A 23,305-nucleotide genomic window follows, 5' to 3' on the forward strand; every position below is an offset into this window, starting at 1 on the left:
AAAAGGGCCGCCCTCGGGCGACCCTTTCGAAACCTGTCTAGGTTCCTGAATTAGCGACGGATGCCCAGACGCTTGATCAGGTCCTGGTAACGTGCTTCTTCTTTGCCCTTCAAGTAGTCCAGCAGCTTGCGGCGCTGAGCAACCATCATCAGCAGACCACGACGCGAGTGGTTGTCTTTCTTGTGGGTTTTGAAGTGCTCGGTCAGGGTGGTGATACGCGAGGTCAGGATAGCAACCTGTACTTCGGGCGAACCGGTGTCGCCTTCTTTGGTTGCGAATTCTTTGAGAATGCGTGCTTTTTCTTCAACAGTGATCGACATCGGGGTCTCCTGTTAGGTTAAGGGTTATGGCTCAGGCCGGGATGTCGTCCAGCAAGGCCCTTGGAGATATCCGCAACAGCGGATGCGTGCTGTTACGCGATTCTGTCTGAAAAATAAAGGCTCTTTGTCAGGCGAATGCGTGAAGCCCGAAAGACGCAGCTTCGCGCGCGCTAAGCAGGATCACGTCATCCTCTGTCAGACTGGTGCTATCTGTCTTTGCCACCACTGTACCGTCAACGCGAATGCACCGCATTCCATCTTCGCCTAGGCCTTGATCCAGACTGAGGGTTGGCGTGTCTTCGTCCATGCTATCGTCGTACAGCACAAAGAGATCGTCCTCTTTTGCGTCGAAATCTTGAATGATGGCGGGTGCTGTTTCGTCACTGATTTCCTCGGACAGCTCTATTGCGTAGATGTCGCTGCCGTCTCCGCCATGGAAGTAGTCGCCCATGCCGCCGATCAGCGTATCATCCCCAAGGCCCCCATTCAGAAAATCCAGATCATCGCTGCGATCGACGATCACATCGTTGCCTTGGCCGCCAAAGAGTGCATCGCTCCCGCCGCCGCCAACCAGAGTATCATCCCCCAAGCAGCCGGAAAGTTGATCGTCGCCCCCTGAGCCGCGGAGCAGGTCGTTATCTGGGCCGCCGTTCAGGCTATCGGTCCCCGAACCACCCACCAAAGTGTCGCCGCCTGTCATACCACTCAGGACATCTTCGTGCTGACCGCCATCAAGCAAGTCGTCTCCGTCGCCGCCAGAGAGTGTGTCGGTGCCATCACCCCCCAACAAACTATCTGCGCCTGATTGCCCGTTCAGGCTGTCGTTCCCAGCGTGGCCGGACATCAGATCGTCGCCGTCAGAGCCAACCAGTTGCTCAGAGGCACTGCCGCCATCCAGCGTGTCGTCATCTGCGCTGCCGGTCAGAATATCGCCGGACTCTGGCGTTTCGGCGCGTAATTCTTCGGTTTCGTCTTCGGTGCTATCATCCGGCTCTGCATCGACCTGACCGGTCTCGGGCATTACCGTCATGGCCCCGACCATCAGGGCACCAAGTAAACTGGCCAGCATCAGCATTTCGGCCTCCTACACATGAACAGTGTTGAAGCTACTCTGGAACGCTATGGAATCGCAGTGTTTTTCGAGAAACCGGTTAACAGTTGATTAGTTGCGAGAGTCTTCAGGCATTTCTTGCATGATCTCTGTCGCGATCTGTGCGGCATAGTCCCCGATCAGTGGGACGAATTCGATCTTGGACAGCCAGAAACCAACGAAGGAAACAAGAATCGTCGCCCCCATGACCGAACCCAGCCCAAACGAAATCCCGCGCAAAAACTGGTAAAACATCATTTTGCGGTAGCTGTCGTGGACGCGCAGGAACTTGTGGTTGTTCAGGCGCTCAATCTCTTGGCGCAGCTGTGCGGTTTCTGTCTGACTCATTTCTGGCTCCAAAGAACGGGCTGTACGTTATATGCAATATACAAGGGGTGCTTGGGGTGGCCAGCTTTGCTAAGTCCTAGGTGGAACAGGGGCCGACCTGTTGCGCGAAGTAGACGCTCGACTTCGGGGCCTCTGTTCAAATGGGCGCCATGTGTCCCCCAAGCGCAGACGATCTGGTCCGCCTGTAGGGCGCCGTCATGGATTGCTTGGTCATTGTAAGGGCCTATTGGGTCTGCTGCCGCTCGCATCGCCTTGGGGTCGGTATCACGCCACGCAAAGATGTTGGTGACTTCAAAGCTGCCAAAGCCCAGAGTGCGCGCGCGCCGTTCGCAGCGTTCAACCGTGGGGTCGTTTTGAACCTCGGTGGCGGTAGAGGGGTTCAGCATGACGAAAAGAGCGCGTTTGCCGTCAGGGTCCCACGTCCGAGTCAGGCTGTAGCGATAGCGTTCGCAATCTGAATATGTGGCGACCGAAGGTGCGTCGTCTTTGATATGGGTCCGTGTCAGCATAGCGCTGTAGTGCAGGCAAACGCGCAGAAATTGCAACGCGAATGTTGCTTTGTGCCTCTGGGCGCAAAGTGTCTCGGATTTCCGCTTTTTTGAAATGTCTCCCTAAAAAGCGGGATCAGCGTGCCGATTACCTTGATGGGCCGACTCACGCCCATGGAGTAATGGATGGAACTTTTGATGCTGCTTGGTTTGGGCGGCGCTCTCTCGGGCTTAGTGCTTGGGTGGGACGGCGGCCTGAGCATGCTCGCGCGAACTGGTTTGCGCGAGGCGGATGAGGAGTCCCTGAACGAAGGCGAAGACACACAAGATGTCGAGCCTGTTGGACCGTTCGAAGTCTCCAGCATGGAAGATTTCCTGTCTGGGGCCCATGACGACGAAATCTACGTCACAGCCGAAGATGATGCGACAGGCAATTGGACCTATGCTGCCCGCACTGACTTGGACAACTTGCTGTCTGGCCAAGATGAAATGGCGTGGTTTTACGAGTCGGATGACCGCTCTGATCCCGAAAACGGCTTTGCTGCGGCCAAGGACAGTGATGCTCTGCTACAGGTCGATAGCGGTGATGGCGACGACTATATTGAGGTTTGGGGCCATGCCGCGACAGAGATCGTCACAGGCGCTGGCGCTGACACCGTCTATATTTGCGACGGCTCAGGATACACCGTTCTTCACGTCGAGGATGATGACACGGCCTATCTCTGCGATGACTGGACGGGCTATGTGATGGGAACGGGCAATGCCTCGGTCTATGGCGGCGCTGGTGTCGATGTGATCCGAATGTCAGGCGACTCAAGCGGTTCGAATGTGCAGGCGGGTGACGGGAATGACGACCTGATAACCGGGGGTGGTGGCATCCTGAACGGAAACCAAGGGGACGACACCCTCGTCGCGAACGGCGATAATGCGGTTCTGCGCGGCGGTACCGGGAATGACCACATCACGTCTTATGGGGCGAATACCATCATCGGTGGCTCTGGCAACGACACCGTCATGCTTGGCGACGACTTTGTCGAGCACAGCTATATCGGTGACGATATGGGCGTGACTACCTACACCCGTGTCGCGGATGTGAGCTTGGGCGGGAACGGCGCTGCCGATGATGCCCACGGCGATGATGGTGATGATATCATCAATTATATCGACGCTGGCGATACGATCACCGGCGGGCACGGGACGGACACATTTAGCGCGATTGCGGGTGACGAAGCGTCGGTGATTACGGATTTCCGGCCCGGGCAAGAGACCCTGACGATCTACGGCACGGGCGGGACTATGATCACTCACGGGAGCGGTACGCTGGTGGGTAAGCTCTCTGACGCCGGGCTGGATCAGATGATGCAGGAGGACGACACGTATGACCTAAGTGGTCGTGTGTCCTCGGCCTTTGATGAGGAGAGCGGTGCGACGACCATCCTGATCGATGATCAGCCCGCTGTCGTTCTGGAAAACTGCAGCTGGGTGACGGTCGGCTACGTGAATGGCGGTGACGACACCGTTTACGGGCTGGATGGGCAGCCCTTGGCCGAGGGCCTCCGGGCGAATGTCGTCGTGAAAGTGCACGAAAACATCACCCAGATTTCCCAGATCGGCTGACGCTTAGTCCAGATTGAACACGCGCACGGGATGCAGGTTGCCGGACTTAAAGGTGCCGACGGCCAGCGCCTTGCCTTCGTAGCTGGCCCAAACCTCTTCGCCGTATTCAACGCCCGATGCGATCACCATGCCGGGGTTGCCGTTCTTCAGACGCACGGCGCCTTCGGGGGTGGCGGTCACTTCGGTCATGTCATCAAGGCCGGCTTCTACGGGTAGCAGGAACTCGTCCAACTCGGGCGTGCGCGCTCTTTCTTCAATCTGCTCTAGCGTCACACCGTCTTCGGCGGCATCAAAGGGACCGGACCAGATGCGGCGCAGGCGCTGCACGTGGCCATGGCAGCCCAGCTTTTCGCCCAAATCGCGCGCGATCGAGCGGACATAGCCACCCTTGCCGCAGGTCATTTCCAGAACCACGTGGTCCGCGTCGGGACGGTCCACCAGCAGCAGTTCCTCGACGAACAAGGGGCGGGCTGCCAGTTCCACGTCTTCGCCATCGCGGGCCAGTTTATAGGCGCGCTGTCCGTCGATCTTCACAGCGCTGAATTTGGGGGGGACCTGCATGATGTCGCCGACAAAGCCGAACAGGGCTTCTTTGATCTCGTCATCCGTCGGGCGATTGGCCGAGGTCGCGATCACTTGGCCTTCTTCGTCGTCGGTATTGGTGGCCGCGCCAAGGGTGACTGTGAACTCATAGGCCTTCATGGCATCGGTGATGTAGGGCACGGTTTTGGTCGCCTCGCCCAATGCCACGGCCAGAACGCCGGTTGCATCGGGATCAAGGGTGCCCGCATGGCCCGCCTTGTTCGCGTTAAAGGCCCATTTGACCTTGTTCACCACAGCGGTCGAAGTCATGCCTGCCGGTTTGTCGATCACCAGCCAGCCCGAAATATCGCGGCCTTTTTTCTTGCGTGCCATAGTGGTCCCTACTGTCTGCCAAGGTCGGCGGACCTACCCCAGCGACCGGCTTTGGTCAATCGTCTGCTGGCACCACTGTGCCGACAATCGGTCCCATCGGGAACCCCCCGTCGTGCCGGTTCAATTCCGGCGCGTAAAGGCGCGAGATATTCCCGTCAAAGTACAGGGCATTAGGGGTCTTGAGCGCGTCGCGGAACAGGCTGCTGAATTCGTGGAACGTGACAGTGTTGTTCGAGATGACGAAATACGCCGTCTTGCCGTCTTCGGTCGTGCCGACGCCATTGCGGATGTAACGCGAATCCGAGTCCTTCAGGAAACGGGGGTGCAGTTCGCCGTTGATCACCAGCATCGGGCCGGATTGGTTGGCATCGCGGCAGGTCGGCTTTTCCTCGGCGTAGCGCAGGGTTTCATAGACCTGTGCGCTGCCATCGTTCAGGCAGAGCACGCCGTTCGGGAGCATGCCAAAGTTGCCCGGTCCCGCGTTGGGGATCACGCGCATCTCTTCTTTGCCATTCTCGACATAGTGACCGACGGGAGCGCGGTTGGGGTGGTACATGCCCGCGTTCATGGCAAAGCCAAGCTGCATGCCCTTGGCCTTGAGGCCGTTGTCCAGTTTGCGGAACTGGCCCCAGATGTTGCCTTCCCCGTCGTTCAGGAACAGGCGGACGTCTTCTTGGGTCAGATCGACCGCGCAAAGGGTGTAGTCATTGCCCTGATACTCAAGATCACGGCAATCAGAGGCAGGCGCCGCAATCGCGCTGCTCATCAGGATCGCGGCTGCAAGAAGCAGTCGGCGCATCACTCCTCCAGATCGCGGCGGACGGTATCCTGATCGAACAGGCGGCGCGTCTCGTCCATCTGGTCAAAGGTTTCGTCCAGACGGAAGCGCAGGTCGGGCGTGTATTTCAGGTTGGTGACCTTGCCGATGGCACGGCGCAACTCGTTCTTGTTGCGGGCCAGCAGTTCGACCACCTGATCCTGACCCTGACCGCCCAAAGGCATGACATAGGCCGTAGCGATCTTGAGGTCGGGCGATGTCCGCACCTCGCCCACGCTGACCGACAAACGGTTCAGGTCAGGGTCGTGGATATCGCCCCGTTGCAGCACCTCTGACAGGGTGCGTCGGATGAGTTCGCCCACGCGCAGCTGACGCTGCGAAGGTCCGGGGCCTTCGGAGAATTTGTTCTTAGCCATAGTGCGCATCTAATCCTTTGACCGCGCCATGCCAAGCAGCCTTTGCCAAAGCAGCAACTCTCGGCTAGTCACACCTGCATCATATCAGAAAAGGACGCGGGTTATGTCGGAAAGCATCGGTATTGTCATCACAGGCGCATCGGGCCGTATGGGGCAGATGCTGGTCAAAACCGTGAACGAGCGTGACGGCGTCCATCTGGCAGGTGCTGTCGAGCGTGCGGGCCATGACTGGGTCGGTCAGGACCTGGGCGTTCTGTTGGGCGGCACTGAAAGCGGTGTGATCGTGTCGGACGATCCTGCAGCGGCCTTTGCAGGGGCGCAGGCAGTGATCGATTTCACGGCTCCAGCTGCGACGATTTCCTTTGCCAAAACAGCGGCTGTGGCGGGCGCGGCCCACATCATCGGCACCACCGGCTTCACCGAGGACGACCTGAATGCGCTTGCCGAAGCTGGGCAGGGCGGCGTCACCATCCGCGCGGGCAACATGAGCCTTGGTGTGAATCTGCTGGTGCAGCTGACCAAGAAGGTCGCGGCAGCCCTAGACGAAGATTTTGACATCGAAGTGATCGAGGCGCACCACCGCCGCAAAGTCGACGCGCCTTCGGGCACAGCGTTGATGTTGGGGGAGGCTGCCGCCGAAGGTCGCGGTGTGGCGCTGAAAGACGTTGAGGACCGAGCCCGCGATGGCATCACCGGAGAGCGCAAGCGCGGTGATATCGGCTTCAGTGTGATTCGCGGTGGGGACATTGTTGGCGAGCACGACGTGCTGTTCGCCGCTGATGGAGAGCGCATCACCCTGCGCCACGTTGCCACTGATCGCGGCGTTTTCGCCCGCGGTGCGATCAAAGCGGCGCTCTGGGCACAGGGGAAAGATGCCGGCGATTATGATATGCTGGACGTGCTGGGGCTGTGAGTCGCCCGTTCACCGAATGGTGAACCCGATGTGAAAACCAAAGCGGCCTCTGAGACGTTTCCTTATGAACAGGTGAACGGAGGCCGCGATGAAGACCAAAGCCATACTCTCTGCTCTTGCCCTCTGCGCGATGGCAACGGGCGCCTCTGCGGAACTGCAGGTGGTCAAAGACCAGAGCGCATTCCTGAATCTGGTCAAGGGGCGTGATCTGACCCGTCTGGGGATCACACTACAAGTCTCTGAAAACGGTGAAATCACAGGCCGCGCCTTTGGAAAACAGGTGTCTGGCGCGTGGCAATGGCACGACAGCTACTTCTGCCGCAGCCTGTTCTGGGGGCAGCAGGATCTGGGCAATAATTGCCAGCAGGTTGCCCTGGACGGCAACGATATCCGCTTTACCTCGGATCGCGGCGCGGGGCGCCACGCCAATTTCGGACTGGATTAATCGCGCTCAGAAATCGACCGCGATGCCTTTTTTCTCCCAGTCGCCATAGCGCACGGGTTCGGGGCCGTCGCGTCCGCCAAGCTCTGGCGGCAGGTCCAGTCCTTGGTCCTTTTTGCGGCGCTCTTCGGCTTCGGCCAGTGCCCGCTGTGCAGCAGGCGGCAGGCCACGCTTTTGCTCTTCGCTCATCTTGGTTCCTTTCCGGCTATTGTCTTGATATACGCAGCATCTGCCCACGGGCAAGATGACGGAGTGTTTCATGGACAAGAGCGGCCTCGCACCGCGCCGTACGGCGCTGTACCTGCTAGATCAGATTACCGGCGAAGGACGCCTGATGGCCGAGATGGTCGCCAGCGGTGTTCTAGAGCGTTTGGCCCCCGAAGAGCGCGCCCGCGCCCAAGGTCTGGTCATGGACACTCTGCGCGGAATGGAGCGTGCGGACCGCATGCTGCAAAAGCATCTGCGTAAAGAGCCGTCTTTGACCGTGAAGAATGCGCTGCGCCTCGGCGTGATCGAAATCTGTGCCCGCCGCGAGGCAGGGCATGGGGTCGTGAACTCTTATGTCGAACTCATCTCGCGCAATAAACGCAACGCCATGCTCAAAGGTCTGGTGAACGCCGTTCTGCGCAAGTTCACCACCGACGGGCCAGAGGCATGGGATGCCCTGCGCACCCCGCGTATGCCCAAGTGGCTGCGTGATCCGCTGGCCGAGGCTTGGGGTGCCAAGCCCATCGCCGCCATGGAAGAGGTGCAGTTTGCAGGCGCTCCGCTGGATCTAACGCCCAAAGGCGACGCTGCTGCTCTGGCAGAGCGTTTGGGCGGTGAATTGCTTCCCACGGGCTCTGTGCGTCTGCGCGATCCGGGGCAGGTGACCGCTCTGGACGGCTATGAGACAGGCGATTGGTGGGTGCAGGACGCTGCCGCAGCTGTCCCTGCGAAAATCCTGAATGCTCAATCGGGCGAAAAGGTGCTGGATCTCTGCTCTGCGCCCGGTGGCAAAACGCTGCAAATGGCCAATGTTGGCGCGAAAGTCACGGCGCTTGATATCTCCGCCGACCGTCTCAAGCGCGTCCACGAAAATCTGGAGCGCTGCGGGCTGAAGGCGAAAGTCGTCCAAGGTGACGCGCTAGAGCATGAGGGCAAATACGATGCGATCTTGCTGGACGCGCCTTGCTCGGCCACGGGTACCATCCGCCGTCACCCCGATTTGCCCTATGCCAAGGATGGCAGCGGATTCTTCTCTTTGATCGAGTTGCAAGAGGTTATGCTGGACCGTGCCCTGACACTGCTGAACCCCGGCGGGCGTCTGGTCTATTGCACCTGTTCGCTGCTACCGGACGAAGGCGAAGTCCAGATTGAAGAGCTGCTGGCGCGTAACCCAAATGTTCAAGTTGATACTGTTGCGATGGACCTGCCATGGGTTGAGGACGCTTGGCGCTCGCCCGAGGGCGGATTGCGCCTTCGCCCTGATTATTGGGCAGATCGGGGCGGTATGGACGGGTTCTACGTGGTGTGCCTGCGCTTGAATGCGTGACTTTGATCTCTACCGGATGTAGAGTCTGACTTAAAAATAGGGACGTCGAAACGGCGCCCGCATTTGCAGGCAGGCTTACAAATGGCAGAGCACCTTAGTTTGCAGGAACGACGCACGCGGACCGTGAACCACATTCACGCCCGGTTGGCTGGTTTTGGGGCCAAGGCAAACGCGTTTACGACCAGCCCCGAACCGCGCACGATCGGCTCTGTTGCGCGGGGGCGGCAGTTGCTGGCGGGGAATTTCCTGTTCGCGGGGCGCTTGATCGAAGCGCCAGATACCTCGATCTGGAAAATCCGCATGCCCACAGGGCGCTTTGCGATGGAAGTGCACGGGTGCGCCTGGCTCGATGATCTGGCGGCGCTCGGCTCGCCAGAGGCGCGCGCTGCAGCCCAGACATGGGTGCTGGAATGGATCGCGCTTTATGGTGCGGGCAAAGGAGAAGGCTGGTCGCCTGATCTAACGGGCCGCCGGATTATCCGCTGGATCAACCATGCGTTGGTCATCCTGCGCGGGGCGGAACCCAAACAGTCTCAGAAATTTTACGCAGCGCTTGCCCGACAGACGACGTTTCTGTCCCGCAGATGGCGCGCCGCCGGCGCTGGTCTGCCTCGTACCGAAGCGCTGGCGGGCCTTGTCTACGCAGGTCTCGCGCTTGAAGGCATGGAGAAGTTGGTCGGCCCTGCTGTTGATGCCTTGGCGCGGCACTGTGACAGTCATATCGATTCGAGCGGTGGTATTGCCTCGCGCAATCCCGAAGAGTTGCTCGAAGTCTTCAACCTGCTGGCTTGGGTCAAGGTTGCGCTCAAAGACTCCGGCCATCGCGTTCCGCCGTCGCTTCACGATGCGCTAGAGCGAATCGCGCCGACCCTACGGGCCTTGCGCCACGCAGACGGAGATTTGGCGCGGTTCCATGGTGGCGGTCGCGGTGTTGAAGGGCGCTTGGACCGCGCACTGGCGAACGCAAGGATCAAGGCTACGCCGCGTTCGGGTCTTGCTATGGGCTATGCGCGCCTGTCTGCGGGCCGAACCAGCGTGGTGATTGATGCCGCTGCGCCAGATACCGCACCGACCGGATTTGCCGCGCATGCCTCGACACTGGCGTTCGAACTGACTTCAGGGCGCCGCCCTATCGTGGTGAACTGCGGATCGGGCCGCGATTTTGGCGCGGACTGGCGTCGGGCAGGGCGGGCAACGCCCTCTCATTCGACGCTCAGCCTGACCGGCCTGTCCTCGTCGCAACTTGGGCCAGAGACGTGGCGCGGCGGTATTCTGCGCGAATATTTGGTCAACGCGCCCGACGATGTGCGTGCACAGATCACCCGCTCGCCAGAGGGGATGCAGTTCGAGGGTGGCCACAACGGATATGCCGAAAGTCATGGCCTGACCCACGCCCGCATGATGGACCTGAGCTTTGACGGGCGCGCTGTGGTCGGAGAGGACTTGCTGGCGACGATCGACCCCAAATCGCGCCGCCAATTCGACGCGGCGCTTGATGACACCGCGCTGACTGGGGTGCCGTTCAACATCCGCTTCCACCTTCACCCAGAAGTCGAGCCGACTCTGGACATGGGTGGGACGGCTGTGTCCATGACACTCAGAAGTGGTGAGGTTTGGGTCTTCCGCCACGATGGCGTGGGTGAATTGGCCTTACAGCCGAGTGTTTATCTGGAAAAAGGTCGGATTCGGCCCCGAACGACGAAACAGATCGTTTTATCTGCCCGCGCGATAGATTATGCGACCCGCATCCGCTGGTCTTTTGCCAAAGCACAGGATAGCGAAGGCGCGATCCGTGATCTCGCCCCTGCCACGGCCGAGACCGACTGACCGAACGCGACCTTAGGAGACCCCTCGATGCAAGACCTCGCACCCATGCGCCGTGCGCTCATTTCCGTATCCGATAAAACCGGCCTCGTAGATCTGGGCAAAGCGCTGGCCGCACGCGGCGTCGAGCTGCTGTCCACCGGCGGTACCTCCAAGGCCCTGCGCGACGCAGGTCTCGAGGTCAAAGACGTCTCCGAGATCACCAATTTCCCCGAAATGATGGACGGCCGCGTCAAGACCCTGCACCCCATGGTCCACGGTGGTCTACTGGCGCTGCGCGACAACGGCACCCACATTCAGGCGATGCAAGAACACGGCATCCCCGAGATCGACCTGCTGGTTGTGAACCTTTATCCGTTCGAGGCCGCTCTGGCCCGCGGTGCCGAGTATGACGAGATGATCGAGAACATCGACATCGGCGGTCCCGCAATGATCCGCGCTTCGGCCAAGAACCACGGTTTTACTACCACCATCGTTGATGTCGAAGACTACGACGCGCTGCTGGCAGAGCTGGAAGCCAACGACGGCAAGACCACTTACGGCTTCCGTCAGAAGATGGCGCAGAACGCATACGCCCGCACCGCGGCCTACGACGCGGCCGTGTCGAACTGGATGGCGGGCGCTGCTGGCGTCGAAACCCCGCGCCGCCGTGCCTTTGCCGGCGAAATCAAGCAGACCCTGCGTTACGGTGAAAACCCCCATCAGCAAGCGGCGTTCTACGTGGATGGCGGCAACCGCCCCGGCGTTTCGAACTTCGAACAGCACCAGGGCAAAGAGCTGTCGTACAACAACATCAACGACACCGACGCGGCTTTCGAACTGGTTTCGGAATTCCTGCCCAAGGACGGCCCTGCTTGTGCGATCATCAAACACGCGAACCCCTGTGGTGTGTCGCGCGGCGAAACTCTGAAAGAAGCGTATCAGCGCGCGTTCGATTGTGACCGCACCAGCGCGTTCGGCGGCATCATCGCCCTGAACCAGATTCTGGACGCAGAAACCGCTCTGGCGATCACTGAAATCTTTACTGAGGTTGTGATTGCCCCCGGTGCGGACGATGCGGCCAAGGAAATCTTTGCGAAGAAGAAGAACCTGCGCCTTCTGACCACCCCCGGTCTGGCAAATGCGGCGTCAGCTGGTTTGGCGTTCAAACAGGTGTCTGGTGGCCTGCTGGTTCAAGACCGCGACAATGGCATGATGACCTTCGAAGATCTGAAGGTTGTGACCAAGGTTGCGCCCACCCAGCAAGAGCTCGAAGATCTGCTGTTCGCGTGGAAAGTCGCCAAGCACGTGAAGTCGAACGCCATCGTCTATGCGAAAAATGGCGCGACTGTCGGCATCGGCGCAGGCCAGATGAGCCGCGTGGACTCGACCCGTATCGCAGCGCGTAAGAGCCAGGACATGGCCGACGTTCTGGGCCTGAAAGAGCCGACCGTGATGGGGTCTGTTGTGGCGTCGGACGCATTCTTCCCCTTCCCCGACGGTCTGCTGACCGCCGCCGAAGCGGGCGCAACGGCTGTGATCCAGCCCGGTGGCTCCATGCGTGACGACGAAGTGATTAAGGCCGCTGACGAGGCAGGCCTCGCGATGGTCTTTACCGGCCAGCGTCACTTCCGCCACTAAGAGGACAGCCATGACCCGCGCGGTAGCACAACTCTTCTGGCCTGCCTTTTGGGTGTTTCTGGCGGACCAAGCCAGCAAATACATCGTGGTCCACATGATGGAACTGCGCACCCTTGGGCAGATCGATGTGCTGCCGCCGTTCTTGCAATTCCACATGGCGTGGAATCGCGGGATCAACTTTGGCCTCTTCACCTCGGACGGGGACATGGGGCGCTGGATTCTGATCGCGATTGCGCTGGCAATCAGCATCGGCGTGATCTTTTGGACCCTGCGCACCAAGCCCGGTCGTTGGGCAACTCTGTCCGCTGGCGTGCTGGTGGGCGGTGCTCTCGCAAATGTGGTGGATCGCGTTCTTTATGGCGCGGTCGCCGATTTCCTGAACATGTCATGCTGCGGGATCAACAATCCCTATGCGTTTAATATTGCAGATATTGCTATTTTTGCTGGGGCGATCGGACTTGTGATCTTTGAGCCGAGCAAAGCACGGAAAAAGGGTGCGTGACGCCGCCCTTATCTGCTGTTAAGCGTTGAGCAAAGTAGCGGAGGTCTAGTTAGGCATGAAGCGTTTCGTGCTCGTCATTGCAGCGTTGGCTCTTGGGGCCTGCGATAACGGAAACCCCGATCGTCTGTCTCGGGGACCGGACGAATTTGCCATTGTTCCTGTGAAGCCTCTGGAAATACCTGACACAGCGGCCTTGCCCGTGCCCACCACTGGCAGTGCCAATCGGTCGGACCTGACCCCGCTCGCGGATGGTGTTGCTGCATTGGGCGGCCGGACCGAGGCCGTTGATGGTCAGTATCCTGCCGCTGATGGCGCGCTGGTCAGCTATGCTGCTCGTGGCGGCCTCTCGCCTGACATCCGCGCGGTTCTGGCAGAAGAAGACCAGATCTGGGTCAAACGTCGCCGTCGTCTGCTGGGGCCAGAGTTGCCCTACAACGAGATGCGTCTCGATCCATACGAGCTGATCGACTCATACCGTGCGCGCGGCTACCGCGTCCCGACGCCGCCGCCTCTCGAAGACGAATAATCGCGACACGGGCGGTCACAGTCCTGTCAGCCCCCTTGAATGCCTGCGGTCTTCGCGTAGCTTCCTTTGGAAAAAGGGAGCTGCCATGAAAGCCATCCTGTCCCCATTGGGCCTGACCTTCGGATTATTTGCCACGACCGCGTTGGCGCAAGCTGACGACGTGACCACCTTTACCCTTGATAATGGGATGGACGTTGTTGTGATCGAAGATCACCGCTCGTCCGCCCTGACCAATATGGTTTGGTACAAAGTTGGTGCCGCAGACGAGCCAGCAGGCAAGTCTGGCATTGCGCACTTCCTTGAACATCTCATGTTCAAGGGGACCAAGGACATGGAAGCTGGCGAATTCTCGGCCACTGTGGCGGCGAATGGTGGCACAGACAACGCTTTCACCTCTCAGGATTACACGGCGTACTACCAGAATGTGGCGGCAGACCGCTTGGACCTGATGCTGGGGATGGAGGCGGACCGCATGGTCAATCTGCGCATGACCGAGGCAGAGGTTTTGACCGAGCGTGACGTGATTCTCGAAGAGCGGAATATGCGTATTGAGAACAGCCCGCAGGCTCTGTTCTCTGAGCAAGCCGACGCGGCCCAGTACCTCAATCACGCCTATGGGATCCCCGTCATTGGCTGGCGCCAAGAGATGGAGGGTCTGACCCAAGAGGATGCGCTGTCCTTCTACCACCAGTACTATGCGCCGAATAATGCGATTCTTGTTGTCGCGGGTGATGTCGTTCCATCGGACGTCCGCGATTTGGCAGAGAAGCATTTTGGTGATCTGGAGCCGAACCCCGAACTTGGCCCCCGCATGCGCCCGCAAGAGCCCCCACAGCGTGCGGAGCGACGCCTTAGCTTTAGTGATCCGCGCATCAGTCAGCCCTACATGATCCGCAGCTATCTGGCGCCCGAACGGGACAGTGGCGACCAGCGAGAGGCGGCGGCTCTAACGCTGCTGTCGAACCTGCTAGGGGGAGATGGCGCCACGTCGTATCTGGCGACCAAACTTCAGTTCGATACCCAGACCGCCGTATACACCAGCGCGTCGTATTCTGGGGCCACACTGGATGATACCAAATTCACCTTTGTCGTTGTGCCCGCTCCGGATGTGGAGTTGTCCGAGGCTGAAGCGGCTATGGATGACGCTATCCAGGCCTTTATCGCCGAGGGACCAGACCCAGACGATCTAGAACGGATCAAGACACAGTTCCGCGCGTCCGAGATTTACGCAATGGACAGCACCAGCACCCGCGCGAACCGCTATGGGGCAGCCCTGTCGATCGGCTTGACCGTCGAGGACGTGCAAAACTGGGTGCCGACGGTGCTCGACATCACCGAAGAAGAGATCATCGAAGTGGCGAAATCCGTGCTCGAGCGCAGCAGTTCCGTCACCGGTTATGTGACGGCGGGGAATACCCCTGAAGCCGGAACAGAGGGTTAATCATGAGATTCCTTATCGCATTGTGTCTGGTCGCACTGTCGACCCTGCGCGCCACCGCTGCCGTGGACATCCAAGAAGTCGAGAGCCCGAATGGCATCAAAGCCTGGCTCGTCGAAGAGCACTCCATCCCCTTTGTCGCACTGGAACTGCGGTTCCGTGGTGGTGGAAATCTGGACGCCGAAGGCAAGCGCGGGGCGACGAACCTGATGATGGGTCTGTTAGAAGAGGGCACCGGCGACATGGACGCCCGCGCTTTTGCAAGGGCTCGGGATACACTGGCCGCCTCTTATCGGTTTAACACCAACGCGGATTCGGTCTCGATCTCGGCGCGGTTCCTAACCGAAAACAAAGAAGAGTCGATGGACCTGCTTCGTCAGGCGCTCGTCTCTCCCAGCTTCGACGAGACCGCAGTCGAGCGCGTGCGCCAGCAGGTGCTGACCGGCATTCGGAGCAGCCAAACAGATCCCAACGACATCGCCAGCCGCGCGTTTGCCGCCCAAGTTTATGGGGATCACCCCTATGCGACGGAATTCGAAGGTACCGCCGAAAGTGTTGCAGCCCTAACCCGCGAAGATATCGTGCAGGCCCACCAGAATGCGCTAACCTTGGACCGCGTATATGTGTCTGCCGTGGGTGACATCACCGCCGAAGAACTGGGGCAAATGTTGGACGATCTGCTGACTGGTCTTCCGGAGAGTGGTCCAGAACTGCCGGGAGACGCGATCCTGACCTTTGACGGCGAAACAACTGTTGTGCCGTTCGAGACGCCGCAGTCGGTCGCGCTGTTTGCGCAGCCGGGGATGAAACGGGACGATCCTGACTACTTTGCCGCGTACATCCTGAACCAAATCCTTGGTGGTTCGGGTTTTGACAGCCGCCTGATGACAGAAGTCCGCGAAAAGCGGGGCCTGACCTATGGCATCGGCAGCTATCTTGTCCCGCGCGATCATGCCGAGCTTTGGGTGGGCCAAGTCGCATCGGGCAACGACCGTATGGCAGACGCGATCAGTGTCGTGCGCGACGAGTGGGCCAAACTGGCGACCGAAGGCGTCACCGGAGAGGAGTTGGAGCAGGCCAAGACCTATTTGACTGGCGCCTATCCCCTGCGATTCGACAGCAATGCCGCCATTGCACGGATCCTCGTGGGGATGCAGATGGATGATCTGCCGGTCTCCTACGTCGAGACCAGAAATGATCGGATGAACGCAGTGACGCTAGAGCAGATTAACCGCGTTGCCTCGGAGCTGATGCAGCCGGATAAGCTGACATTTAGCGTGGTTGGTCAGCCCGCGGGCCTATGATCTGCCCTAGAGATTCGTAAGATCGCGTGCTAAGTCTTGGGGTATGACCATGAGCAGCCCCAAGATATCCACAGATCAGGCCTCTCGCCCTGTAATTCGTCAGCTTGACAGTGGCGCCATCAACCGCATTGCCGCTGGCGAAGTTGTCGAGCGGCCTGCATCGGCCGTGAAGGAGCTGGTCGAGAACGCTGTCGACGCTGGCGCGCGCCGGATTGAAGTCTGTGTGGCCGATGGCGGCAAGACCTTGATACGCGTGACGGATGACGGCTGTGGCATGTCTGCAGAGGACTTGCCATTGGCGTTGTCGCGCCACGCCACCAGCAAGATCGACGGCTCTGATCTCTTGAATATTCACACCTTCGGTTTCCGAGGCGAGGCGCTGCCGTCCCTTGGCGCTGTTGGGCGGCTGACCATCACCTCGCGCCCGACGGGCGAGGACGCTGCGCAAATCACCGTCGCTGGCGGCGAGATGGGCCCTGTCAAACCAGCGGCCCTGACCAGCGGGACCGTGGTCGAGTTGCGGGACCTGTTTTACGCTACGCCTGCCCGCCTGAAATTCATGCGCAGCGACCGCGCCGAGTCCCAAGCGATCAGCGATGTGGTGAAACGCTTGGCGATGGCCGAGCCTTCTATCGGGTTTACCTTGCGCGATGTAACGGGTGGCGGTTCGGGGCGCGTGACCTTTCGCAGCGATCCCGAAACAGGCGATCTGTTCGACGCGCTTCGCGGGCGGTTGGCCGGAGTCCTTGGCGGAGAGTTCTCTGAAAATGCTCTGGCGATTGATGCCGAGCGCGAGGGCGTCCGCCTGACGGGCTACGCGGCCCTGCCCACCTATTCACGCGGCGCGGCTGTCTCACAGTATCTGTTCGTGAACGGGCGTCCTGTGCGGGACAAACAGCTCACCGGCGCATTGCGCGCTGCCTATATGGACTTTCTGTCCCGTGACCGACATCCCGCAGCTGTTCTGTTCGTCGATTGTGACCCGCAAAAGGTCGACGTGAACGTCCACCCTGCCAAGTCCGAGGTTCGGTTCCGCGACCCCGGTCTGGTGCGCGGATTAATCGTCTCGTCCTTGCGCCATGCTTTGGCCGAGGCTGGGCATCGCGCGTCCAGCACCGTGTCGGGCGCTACCTTGGGGGCGATGCGAACCGAGCCGACCCAGCCGCGTGTGTTTCAATACCAGATGGATCGGCCGTCTGCTGCCGCGCGCAGTGCCAGCTACATGGGACAGGCCCCTGCGATCCAGCCTGTCCCGCCGCGTGACACTGGCTTTGCCGAGTTTTCGACCGCCTATAGCGGGCGCGTCGTGGAAACCCCGCCTGTCCCTGATACGCGTCCCGAACCTGAAACCGAAGCGCCGGAACCCGCGCATTTGCCCTTGGGTGTCGCACGCGGCCAGGTGCACGAGAACTACATCATCGCGCAGACCCAAGACGGTATGGTGATCGTCGATCAGCATGCCGCTCACGAACGTCTGGTCTACGAAAAACTGAAAAAGCAGATGGCTGAAAATGGCGTCGCGGCCCAAGCCCTGCTTATCCCTGAAGTGGTGGATCTGTCCGAGGGCGACAGCGCGCGGTTGCTAGAACACGCGGATGATCTGGCGCGCATGGGGCTGAGCATTGAACCCTTTGGCGCTGGTGCTGTCGCAGTCCGCGAGACCCCAGCGATCCTCGGAAATGTAGACGCCAAAGCGATGGTTCTCGACATCTTGGACGAGTTGTCTGATCAGGGCGAAAGCCTGTCCCTGCAGGCGCGGCTCGAGGCAATCCTGTCCCGCGTCGCCTGCCATGGCTCAATCCGATCCGGCCGCCGTATGCGCGCCGAAGAAATGGATGCACTTCTGCGCGAGATGGAGACCACGCCTCATTCAGGTCAGTGCAACCATGGCCGCCCCACCTACGTGGAGCTAAAACTCTCTGACATCGAAAGGCTGTTCGGGCGCACATGACCGACGACACCGCACTTACTTTGACCCTTCAGAATCCTTTGGTTCTGGGTGCCCTCATCCTTGGTGGGTTGGTGCTGCTTATGCTGTTCGCGGTCATGCGCTCTGCTGGGAAGTCTGCCCAGATGATGGAGCCGATGGCGCGTCAGATGTGGGCGTTGGACCAGCGCGTTCAGTCTCTTTCTGATGGTCAGCAGCAATTGGCGGGGGGATTGAACCATGTGTCAGAGGCGCAGGCCTCTAGTCAAAAGCACATGCTACAACTGATGGAGCAGCGTCTGGCGACGGTGACCGAGCAGATGAATGTCAACCTGCATGGTTCAGCGCAGCGGACGGCAAAGTCGCTGGGGGAGTTGCAGCAGAGGCTCGTTGCGATCGACAAGGCGCAAGAGAACATCACCAAACTGTCGGGAGATGTCCTGAGCCTTCAGGATATTCTGTCGAATAAACAGACCCGTGGTGCATTCGGCGAGATCCAGTTGAACGACATTGTGGGCAAGGCGTTGCCGTCGGACAGCTACGCGCTGCAGCACACGCTGTCTAACGGGCGCAGGGCGGACTGTTTGATCCACTTGCCCAATCCGCCGGGTCCAATCGTCATCGACAGTAAATTTCCGCTCGAGGCTTACGAGGCGCTGCGCAAGGCCGACACGCAGGCCCTGTTGAACGAAGCAGCGCGGATGCTGCGCCAGTCGGTGCGCAACCATATCAAGGCCATTTCCGAGAAATACATCCTAGAGGGCGAGACCGCTGACGGCGCGATCATGTTCCTACCGTCCGAGGCTGTTTATGCCGAGCTGCACGCCAATTTCCCCGAACTGGTGCGCGAAGGGTTTGAAAAGCGGGTTTGGATCGTGTCTCCGACCACTTGCATGGCAACCCTGAACACCATGCGTGCGATCCTCAAGGATGCGCGGATGAGAGAGCAGGCGGGTGCCATTCGCAAAGAGTTGGGTCTGCTTTATTCCGACGTGGACCGTTTGGGTTCACGCGTCGAAAATCTGGACCGGCATTTCAATCAGGCGGCCAAGGATATCTCTGAAATCAAGATTAGTGCTGAAAAGGCAGGCAAACGCGCTCGTCGACTGGATAATTTCGATTTCGAAGAACTTGCGCCAGAAACCGCCGATCAGTTAGCCATCAATACGCAAAAAACTGTCTAAATCCGCCGATCGTTCGACGCGCGAACAATTCAGGGGTGACGCAACCGCAATTTCTGTGTTTCTTCCCCGCAATTCTGCCGAAGACGTGCCTTAGCGCGCAGTGGCGACCTTGGGACGATAGTGGAAGACATGATGAAGCGCACCCTCACCTGTGTGGCCTTTGGCCTATTCGTATTGACCAGTGCTTGCAGTCAGATGGCGCAGCCGGACCCCGATGTGAAACCGCTCGCATTTGCCGACTATGCCGCGCCCCTTTACCCGAACGAAACACCGGAACTCCGGTCTCTCATTCTGAAATACGCAGAAGAATACCAAATTCCCCCGACGCTGATCCAACGCGTCGTAATCCGCGAAAGCACTCACCGCCCGGGTGCGCGCAATGGCCCCTACTACGGCCTGATGCAGATCCTGCCCGCCACGGCCCGCAGCATGGGCTTCAAAGGCGAACCGACGGATCTTTTGGATGCGGAAACCAATCTGAAGTACGCGGGCAAGTACCTGCGCGGTGCCTATCTGGTGGCAGATGGCAACGAAAAAGAAGCCGTCATGCACTACGCACGCGGCTACTACTATGCGGCCAAAGCCAAAGGTCTGCTGGACGAAACAGGGCTGCGTTAAGCAGCCCTTTTTTCTTGCCTGAGTTTAGATGCGTAGAAACGGCTGCGCGAGCCGCGGCAGCAAGCTGCGGAACCGAAGCGGTGCGTCGGTCGCGGCCAGACAGATACAATCCTCGCCGATATCCGCAACAGGGGTGTGGAACAGGTCCTCGTCCGCAACTTCAATGTCACCGGGACCAAAGTGATCGGTTTCGTCCTGAAACGCACCCTGCAGCACCAAGGTCAGCTCGGTCCCGCGATGCCCATGATCCGGCACAGCGCATCCTGCAGGAATGTAGAGCAGGCGCGCGGTTGCATCCTTTTCGGTTGGGATAATCGCTTGCTTTACGCCCATGCCGATCGACCGCCACTTCACGCTTTCCAGGTCGCCGCCAACAAAATCCTGCACCGGACCGGGCAAAACACCCTTTTTGCGAGGTTTTGGAGCGGATAGTTTCGGCGCGCCTTCGATCAGGCGCATGGTCGCAGCAAAGCTGTCATCGGACAGCTCGGCGGTATCCAAATCCTCGATCAAGGCTCCGCCGGTTGCATCAAAACTCTCGGCTGCAGCACGGCAGGCGTCGCACATCGAAAGATGGGCGGCAACAATCAGGTCAAAGGCCTCGGGCAGGGTTCCTGCAGAGTAGGCCATCAACAGTTGGTCGGTCAGGTGGTGTTTAATATCGCGCATCATCACAGTCACTTCATCTGGTGGCGCAAGCGGTCCAGCGCCAACCGTATCCTAGATTTGATCGTGCCCAAGGGCAGACCCGTTTCCTCGGCGATTTCACTGTGAGTAAGATCGCCAAAGTAGGCTTTCTCGACCAGCTGCCGTTGTTTTTCTGGTAGAGCGCGGATTGCCTCTCCCAGTCTTTGTGTCTCTTGCTGCATTGCGAAGGTGTCTTCGGCGTCGGGCTCGGCCTCTGGTCCCCAAGGCAGATCCTCGGGTTCGGGGCGGCGCCGTTTGCGCAGCATGTCAATTTTGCGGTTCCGTGCGATCGTATAGATCCACGTGGAAACCGAGGCCCGCGAGGGGTCGAACATCTCTGACTTGCGCCAGATCGTGGCCATCACCTCTTGGGTGCATTCCTCGGCCAAGGCTTCGTCCGCGCCGGACTTGATCAAAAACCCCTTCACCCGGGGGGCGAAGTGGGCAAACAGCTCTTTAAAAGCTGCCTGGTCCTGAGCACGGATGCGATGGATATGGTCTGTCCAGTCCTGTGCGGGCTGTTGTGGGGCGTCGGGCACTGCGGCGTCTTTCAGGCGTGGAGAGCGTACGTCACCCTCCATAACACGACGCTTCGCGGGTGCTGGCAACCTGTTTTCCGAAATATCCAACCGTTCCATCAACATGCATCCTATACGCATCAATAAAACGTTTGGATCACCTCAGATTATTTTTTTCATCCGTCCGCGTCTGACCAGCGTAACAGAGAATAGAAAAACAGGAGTCACACACTAATGCCCTTCGAGACATCGTCCTCTATCGCACGCAAGATCGCCGTTATTGGTGGTGGCATTTCCGGGATGGGGGCAGCCTATTCATTGGCCGAGGACCATAATGTGACCCTGTTCGAGGCCGAGCCCCGTCTCGGCGGGCATGCGCGTACTGTTATGGCGGGTAAAAACGGGGATCAGCCCGTTGATACGGGCTTTATCGTGTTTAACCACGTGAACTACCCGAACATGGTCGAGCTGTTCGAGCGTCTGGATGTGCCCACAGTAAAAAGCGACATGAGCTTTGGCGCTTCTATCGATGGCGGGTGGCTGGAATATGGCTTCGGGTCGGTAAATGCGACGTTTGCGCAGCGGCGCAACCTGATGCGGCCGAAGTATCTGGGAATGATCCGCGACATTTTCCGATTCAACAAATCGGCGGTCGAGGCAGCTGAAAATCTACCGGACGCCACGATTGGCGAGCTTCTGGATTATCTGCAACTCGGCGAGTGGTTCCGCAAATATTACCTCGCGCCGTTGTCCGGTGCGATCTGGTCTACGCCGGTCGATGAAATTCTGGATTTCCCCGCGCAGGCGATGATTACCTTTTTGGAGAACCACGCGCTCTTGAGCCACACAGGACAGCACCAATGGTACACCGTGCAGGGCGGGTCCATTCAATACGTGACGCGCCTGAAAGCGGCGTTGCAGCGCAAAGGGGTCGAGCTACGCATCGGATCGCCGGTCCAAGGGGTGCGCCGTACCGCTGTTGGTCCGCAAGTTCGCAGCTCTGGCGGAGAGTGGGAGCAATTTGATGAGATTGTCTTTGCGACGCACTCTGACGTGTCGCTCGCTTTGCTCGAAGACCCGATGCCGCACGAGACCGATATCCTGAGCGCGGTGAAATACCAGCCGAACAAAATCGTGCTGCACGCGGATGCTTCGGTGATGCCCAAGCGTCGTCTTTGCTGGTCATCATGGGTCTATACCGAAGATCGCGATGCCCCCAGTGACCGGATCGACTTGACCTACTGGATGAACTCACTTCAGCCGATCCCGATGGATGACCCGCATTTTGTGACGCTGAATTCGCGCCGTGCCATCCGCGAGGACCTGATCTACGACGAGGTTACCTTCATGCACCCCGTCTACGACATGGCAGCGTGGGATGCGCAAAAGAAGATGCCTTTGGTCAACGGCACAGCCAACACGTGGTTCTGCGGCGCTTGGATGAAGAATGGCTTCCACGAAGATGGGCTGTCCAGCGGTCTAGAAGTCGCTGACAGCCTGCGTCTGCGGGTCCGACAACAGGTGGCTGCCGAATGAATACGGTGGACCACATCGCGGGTTACACATGGCACGGGCGCAAGGGCGGCATCGAGAACGCCTTTCGCTACAGCGTTGATTACGTGCTGTTGAACCCTGAGCAAGAGGTACAGCCACCACGCTTGTTTTCGCGCAATTCCGGCAACCTTTTTTCTTTGCAGGACAAGGATCATGGCGGCGCACCCAAAGATGGGCGCGGCGCGCCTTGGGCTCGGACCGTACTGCGAGACAATGGTGTAGAGGTCGACGGCGAAATTTTGCTTCTGACCCAGCCCCGTGTTCTGGGCCACGTGTTCAATCCGGTGAGTTTCTGGCTGTGCTACGACGCTGAACAAACCCTGCGCGTGGTGATCGCGGAGGTCACAAATACCTTTGGCCAACGTCACAGCTATCTGTGCCACCACGATGACCTGTCCCCAATTGATCCCAGCGACAAGTTGGTCGCGCGCAAGATTTTCCACGTCTCTCCCTTCCAGCCGATCGCGGGCGAGTATCAGTTTCGCTTCGACATCCGAAGAGATCGGATCGGGATCTGGATTGACCTAACCCATGACAAGGGTGGGCTGACGGCGACGTTGACGGGCAAACGGGCACCGCTCACGAACCGTTCCATTCTGAAGTCGGTGTTCCGCCGGCCCTTTGGCGCGCGGCGCGTTGTGTTTCTGATCCATTGGCAAGCGCTGAAGTTGTGGATCAAGCGCGCAGGATATCGACCCGCACCGGAGGCGCCCGAGTCAGAGGTCAGCCGGTGACACAGCAT

25 protein-coding genes are annotated in these 23,305 nt (G+C 59.3%); 15 read left to right on the forward strand and 10 right to left on the reverse strand.

Features of this window, described 5'->3' with window-relative positions:
• Positions 1–50: 50 nt before the first annotated feature.
• The 4 genes from rpsO to BM225_RS09445 all read right to left on the reverse strand — a co-directional run bounded on the left by rpsO (position 51) and on the right by BM225_RS09445 (position 2,267).
• Positions 51–320, reverse strand: coding sequence for a 30S ribosomal protein S15 (gene rpsO / locus BM225_RS09430; RefSeq protein ID WP_072709302.1), 270 nt, complete (start codon positions 318–320; stop codon positions 51–53).
• Positions 321–447: 127 nt separating this feature from the next.
• Entirely contained in the window at positions 448–1,395 is a 948-nt protein-coding gene (locus BM225_RS09435) for a calcium-binding protein (protein ID WP_072709304.1), read from the reverse strand.
• Positions 1,396–1,482: 87 nt separating this feature from the next.
• A complete protein-coding gene (locus tag BM225_RS09440; protein WP_072709306.1) occupies positions 1,483–1,758 on the reverse strand; it encodes a DUF5665 domain-containing protein in 276 nt (91 codons plus the stop codon).
• The gene (locus BM225_RS09445; RefSeq protein WP_072709458.1) at positions 1,755–2,267 is read right to left on the reverse strand and encodes a DUF1643 domain-containing protein; all 513 of its coding nucleotides are present in this window, start codon (positions 2,265–2,267) and stop codon (positions 1,755–1,757) included. Before BM225_RS09445 ends, BM225_RS09440 begins: the two co-directional genes overlap by 4 nt.
• 165 nt (positions 2,268–2,432) lie before the next feature.
• On the opposite strand from BM225_RS09445, the gene BM225_RS09450 reads away from it, so the two are divergent.
• Entirely contained in the window at positions 2,433–3,863 is a 1,431-nt protein-coding gene (locus BM225_RS09450) for a calcium-binding protein (protein ID WP_072709308.1), read from the forward strand.
• 3 nt (positions 3,864–3,866) lie between these two features.
• Here the strand turns inward: BM225_RS09450 and truB are convergent, their stop codons facing one another.
• Genes truB through rbfA form a run of 3 tightly spaced genes read right to left on the reverse strand, consistent with a single transcriptional unit; the run spans position 3,867 to position 5,972 of the window.
• A complete protein-coding gene (gene truB, locus BM225_RS09455) occupies positions 3,867–4,778 on the reverse strand; it encodes a tRNA pseudouridine(55) synthase TruB (protein ID WP_072709310.1) in 912 nt (303 codons plus the stop codon).
• A 55-nt stretch (positions 4,779–4,833) separates the two neighbouring features.
• Complete coding sequence (locus tag BM225_RS09460; protein ID WP_072709312.1) at positions 4,834–5,577, reverse strand: phosphodiester glycosidase family protein; 744 nt, start codon at positions 5,575–5,577, stop codon at positions 4,834–4,836.
• Positions 5,577–5,972: a 30S ribosome-binding factor RbfA gene (gene rbfA, locus BM225_RS09465; RefSeq protein ID WP_072709314.1), complete on the reverse strand. Its 396-nt coding sequence runs from the start codon at positions 5,970–5,972 to the stop codon at positions 5,577–5,579. Before rbfA ends, BM225_RS09460 begins: the two co-directional genes overlap by 1 nt.
• A gap of 103 nt (positions 5,973–6,075) precedes the next feature.
• Here rbfA and dapB point away from each other — a divergent pair, with 103 nt between their 5' ends.
• Positions 6,076–6,885, forward strand: a complete 810-nt coding sequence (gene dapB, locus BM225_RS09470; RefSeq protein WP_072709316.1) for a 4-hydroxy-tetrahydrodipicolinate reductase — start codon at positions 6,076–6,078, stop codon at positions 6,883–6,885.
• Positions 6,886–6,973: 88 nt separating this feature from the next.
• On the forward strand, positions 6,974–7,330 hold the full coding sequence (locus BM225_RS09475; protein ID WP_072709318.1) for a dihydrodipicolinate reductase: 357 nt from the start codon (positions 6,974–6,976) through the stop codon (positions 7,328–7,330).
• Between the two features lie 6 nt (positions 7,331–7,336).
• Here BM225_RS09475 and BM225_RS09480 read toward each other — a convergent pair whose 3' ends face one another.
• The gene (locus BM225_RS09480) at positions 7,337–7,516 is read right to left on the reverse strand and encodes a DUF1674 domain-containing protein (protein ID WP_072709320.1); all 180 of its coding nucleotides are present in this window, start codon (positions 7,514–7,516) and stop codon (positions 7,337–7,339) included.
• A 70-nt stretch (positions 7,517–7,586) separates the two neighbouring features.
• On the opposite strand from BM225_RS09480, the gene BM225_RS09485 reads away from it, so the two are divergent.
• The 10 genes from BM225_RS09485 to BM225_RS09530 all read left to right on the forward strand — a co-directional run bounded on the left by BM225_RS09485 (position 7,587) and on the right by BM225_RS09530 (position 19,804).
• Positions 7,587–8,861: an RsmB/NOP family class I SAM-dependent RNA methyltransferase gene (locus BM225_RS09485; protein WP_072709322.1), complete on the forward strand. Its 1,275-nt coding sequence runs from the start codon at positions 7,587–7,589 to the stop codon at positions 8,859–8,861.
• Positions 8,862–8,942: 81 nt separating this feature from the next.
• Positions 8,943–10,688: a heparinase II/III family protein gene (locus tag BM225_RS09490; RefSeq protein WP_072709324.1), complete on the forward strand. Its 1,746-nt coding sequence runs from the start codon at positions 8,943–8,945 to the stop codon at positions 10,686–10,688.
• Between the two features lie 27 nt (positions 10,689–10,715).
• Positions 10,716–12,305: a bifunctional phosphoribosylaminoimidazolecarboxamide formyltransferase/IMP cyclohydrolase gene (gene purH, locus BM225_RS09495; protein WP_072709326.1), complete on the forward strand. Its 1,590-nt coding sequence runs from the start codon at positions 10,716–10,718 to the stop codon at positions 12,303–12,305.
• A 10-nt stretch (positions 12,306–12,315) separates the two neighbouring features.
• Entirely contained in the window at positions 12,316–12,807 is a 492-nt protein-coding gene (gene lspA / locus BM225_RS09500) for a signal peptidase II (RefSeq protein WP_072709329.1), read from the forward strand.
• 55 nt (positions 12,808–12,862) lie between these two features.
• The gene (locus tag BM225_RS09505; protein ID WP_072709331.1) at positions 12,863–13,333 is read left to right on the forward strand and encodes a DUF3035 domain-containing protein; all 471 of its coding nucleotides are present in this window, start codon (positions 12,863–12,865) and stop codon (positions 13,331–13,333) included.
• An 85-nt stretch (positions 13,334–13,418) separates the two neighbouring features.
• Positions 13,419–14,774 carry a M16 family metallopeptidase gene (locus BM225_RS09510; protein ID WP_072709333.1) on the forward strand — a complete coding sequence of 452 codons (1,356 nt, stop codon included), beginning with the start codon at positions 13,419–13,421 and terminating at the stop codon, positions 14,772–14,774.
• Positions 14,775–14,776: 2 nt separating this feature from the next.
• Positions 14,777–16,075 (forward strand): M16 family metallopeptidase, encoded by a 1,299-nt coding sequence (locus tag BM225_RS09515; protein ID WP_072709335.1) that lies wholly within the window; start codon positions 14,777–14,779, stop codon positions 16,073–16,075.
• Between the two features lie 43 nt (positions 16,076–16,118).
• Complete coding sequence (gene mutL, locus BM225_RS09520; protein ID WP_072709337.1) at positions 16,119–18,026, forward strand: DNA mismatch repair endonuclease MutL; 1,908 nt, start codon at positions 16,119–16,121, stop codon at positions 18,024–18,026.
• The gene (locus BM225_RS09525) at positions 18,023–19,186 is read left to right on the forward strand and encodes a DNA recombination protein RmuC (protein WP_092464202.1); all 1,164 of its coding nucleotides are present in this window, start codon (positions 18,023–18,025) and stop codon (positions 19,184–19,186) included. Before mutL ends, BM225_RS09525 begins: the two co-directional genes overlap by 4 nt.
• Before the next feature lie 132 nt (positions 19,187–19,318).
• The gene (locus BM225_RS09530) at positions 19,319–19,804 is read left to right on the forward strand and encodes a lytic transglycosylase domain-containing protein (protein ID WP_072709460.1); all 486 of its coding nucleotides are present in this window, start codon (positions 19,319–19,321) and stop codon (positions 19,802–19,804) included.
• Positions 19,805–19,828: 24 nt separating this feature from the next.
• Here BM225_RS09530 and BM225_RS09535 read toward each other — a convergent pair whose 3' ends face one another.
• Together BM225_RS09535 and BM225_RS09540 are read right to left on the reverse strand one after the other, a co-directional pair.
• On the reverse strand, positions 19,829–20,476 hold the full coding sequence (locus BM225_RS09535) for a ChrR family anti-sigma-E factor (RefSeq protein ID WP_072709462.1): 648 nt from the start codon (positions 20,474–20,476) through the stop codon (positions 19,829–19,831).
• A 5-nt stretch (positions 20,477–20,481) separates the two neighbouring features.
• Positions 20,482–21,129: a sigma-70 family RNA polymerase sigma factor gene (locus BM225_RS09540; protein ID WP_245780444.1), complete on the reverse strand. Its 648-nt coding sequence runs from the start codon at positions 21,127–21,129 to the stop codon at positions 20,482–20,484.
• Between the two features lie 114 nt (positions 21,130–21,243).
• Between BM225_RS09540 and BM225_RS09545 the strand changes: the two genes are divergently transcribed.
• Together BM225_RS09545 and BM225_RS09550 are read left to right on the forward strand one after the other, a co-directional pair.
• Positions 21,244–22,545 carry an NAD(P)/FAD-dependent oxidoreductase gene (locus BM225_RS09545; RefSeq protein ID WP_072709341.1) on the forward strand — a complete coding sequence of 434 codons (1,302 nt, stop codon included), beginning with the start codon at positions 21,244–21,246 and terminating at the stop codon, positions 22,543–22,545.
• Entirely contained in the window at positions 22,542–23,297 is a 756-nt protein-coding gene (locus BM225_RS09550; protein ID WP_072709343.1) for a DUF1365 domain-containing protein, read from the forward strand. The genes BM225_RS09545 and BM225_RS09550 overlap by 4 nt, the downstream gene beginning before the upstream one ends.
• Positions 23,298–23,305 lie beyond the last annotated feature (8 nt).

It is taken from the genome of Donghicola eburneus (assembly GCF_900115865.1).
Taxonomy (GTDB): domain Bacteria; phylum Pseudomonadota; class Alphaproteobacteria; order Rhodobacterales; family Rhodobacteraceae; genus Donghicola; species Donghicola eburneus.

Bases quoted from the DNA above. Each gene is read 5' to 3' on its own strand.
- rpsO (WP_072709302.1), bottom strand. From the start codon at position 320: ATGTCGATCACTGTTGAAGAAAAAGCACGCATTCTCAAAGAATTCGCA.
- BM225_RS09435 (WP_072709304.1), bottom strand. From the start codon at position 1,395: ATGCTGATGCTGGCCAGTTTACTTGGTGCCCTGATGGTCGGGGCCATG.
- BM225_RS09440 (WP_072709306.1), bottom strand. From the start codon at position 1,758: ATGAGTCAGACAGAAACCGCACAGCTGCGCCAAGAGATTGAGCGCCTG.
- BM225_RS09445 (WP_072709458.1), bottom strand. From the start codon at position 2,267: ATGCTGACACGGACCCATATCAAAGACGACGCACCTTCGGTCGCCACA.
- BM225_RS09450 (WP_072709308.1), top strand. From the start codon at position 2,433: ATGGAACTTTTGATGCTGCTTGGTTTGGGCGGCGCTCTCTCGGGCTTA.
- truB (WP_072709310.1), bottom strand. From the start codon at position 4,778: ATGGCACGCAAGAAAAAAGGCCGCGATATTTCGGGCTGGCTGGTGATC.
- BM225_RS09460 (WP_072709312.1), bottom strand. From the start codon at position 5,577: ATGCGCCGACTGCTTCTTGCAGCCGCGATCCTGATGAGCAGCGCGATT.
- rbfA (WP_072709314.1), bottom strand. From the start codon at position 5,972: ATGGCTAAGAACAAATTCTCCGAAGGCCCCGGACCTTCGCAGCGTCAG.
- dapB (WP_072709316.1), top strand. From the start codon at position 6,076: ATGTCGGAAAGCATCGGTATTGTCATCACAGGCGCATCGGGCCGTATG.
- BM225_RS09475 (WP_072709318.1), top strand. From the start codon at position 6,974: ATGAAGACCAAAGCCATACTCTCTGCTCTTGCCCTCTGCGCGATGGCA.
- BM225_RS09480 (WP_072709320.1), bottom strand. From the start codon at position 7,516: ATGAGCGAAGAGCAAAAGCGTGGCCTGCCGCCTGCTGCACAGCGGGCA.
- BM225_RS09485 (WP_072709322.1), top strand. From the start codon at position 7,587: ATGGACAAGAGCGGCCTCGCACCGCGCCGTACGGCGCTGTACCTGCTA.
- BM225_RS09490 (WP_072709324.1), top strand. From the start codon at position 8,943: ATGGCAGAGCACCTTAGTTTGCAGGAACGACGCACGCGGACCGTGAAC.
- purH (WP_072709326.1), top strand. From the start codon at position 10,716: ATGCAAGACCTCGCACCCATGCGCCGTGCGCTCATTTCCGTATCCGAT.
- lspA (WP_072709329.1), top strand. From the start codon at position 12,316: ATGACCCGCGCGGTAGCACAACTCTTCTGGCCTGCCTTTTGGGTGTTT.
- BM225_RS09505 (WP_072709331.1), top strand. From the start codon at position 12,863: ATGAAGCGTTTCGTGCTCGTCATTGCAGCGTTGGCTCTTGGGGCCTGC.
- BM225_RS09510 (WP_072709333.1), top strand. From the start codon at position 13,419: ATGAAAGCCATCCTGTCCCCATTGGGCCTGACCTTCGGATTATTTGCC.
- BM225_RS09515 (WP_072709335.1), top strand. From the start codon at position 14,777: ATGAGATTCCTTATCGCATTGTGTCTGGTCGCACTGTCGACCCTGCGC.
- mutL (WP_072709337.1), top strand. From the start codon at position 16,119: ATGACCATGAGCAGCCCCAAGATATCCACAGATCAGGCCTCTCGCCCT.
- BM225_RS09525 (WP_092464202.1), top strand. From the start codon at position 18,023: ATGACCGACGACACCGCACTTACTTTGACCCTTCAGAATCCTTTGGTT.
- BM225_RS09530 (WP_072709460.1), top strand. From the start codon at position 19,319: ATGAAGCGCACCCTCACCTGTGTGGCCTTTGGCCTATTCGTATTGACC.
- BM225_RS09535 (WP_072709462.1), bottom strand. From the start codon at position 20,476: ATGATGCGCGATATTAAACACCACCTGACCGACCAACTGTTGATGGCC.
- BM225_RS09540 (WP_245780444.1), bottom strand. From the start codon at position 21,129: ATGGAACGGTTGGATATTTCGGAAAACAGGTTGCCAGCACCCGCGAAG.
- BM225_RS09545 (WP_072709341.1), top strand. From the start codon at position 21,244: ATGCCCTTCGAGACATCGTCCTCTATCGCACGCAAGATCGCCGTTATT.
- BM225_RS09550 (WP_072709343.1), top strand. From the start codon at position 22,542: ATGAATACGGTGGACCACATCGCGGGTTACACATGGCACGGGCGCAAG.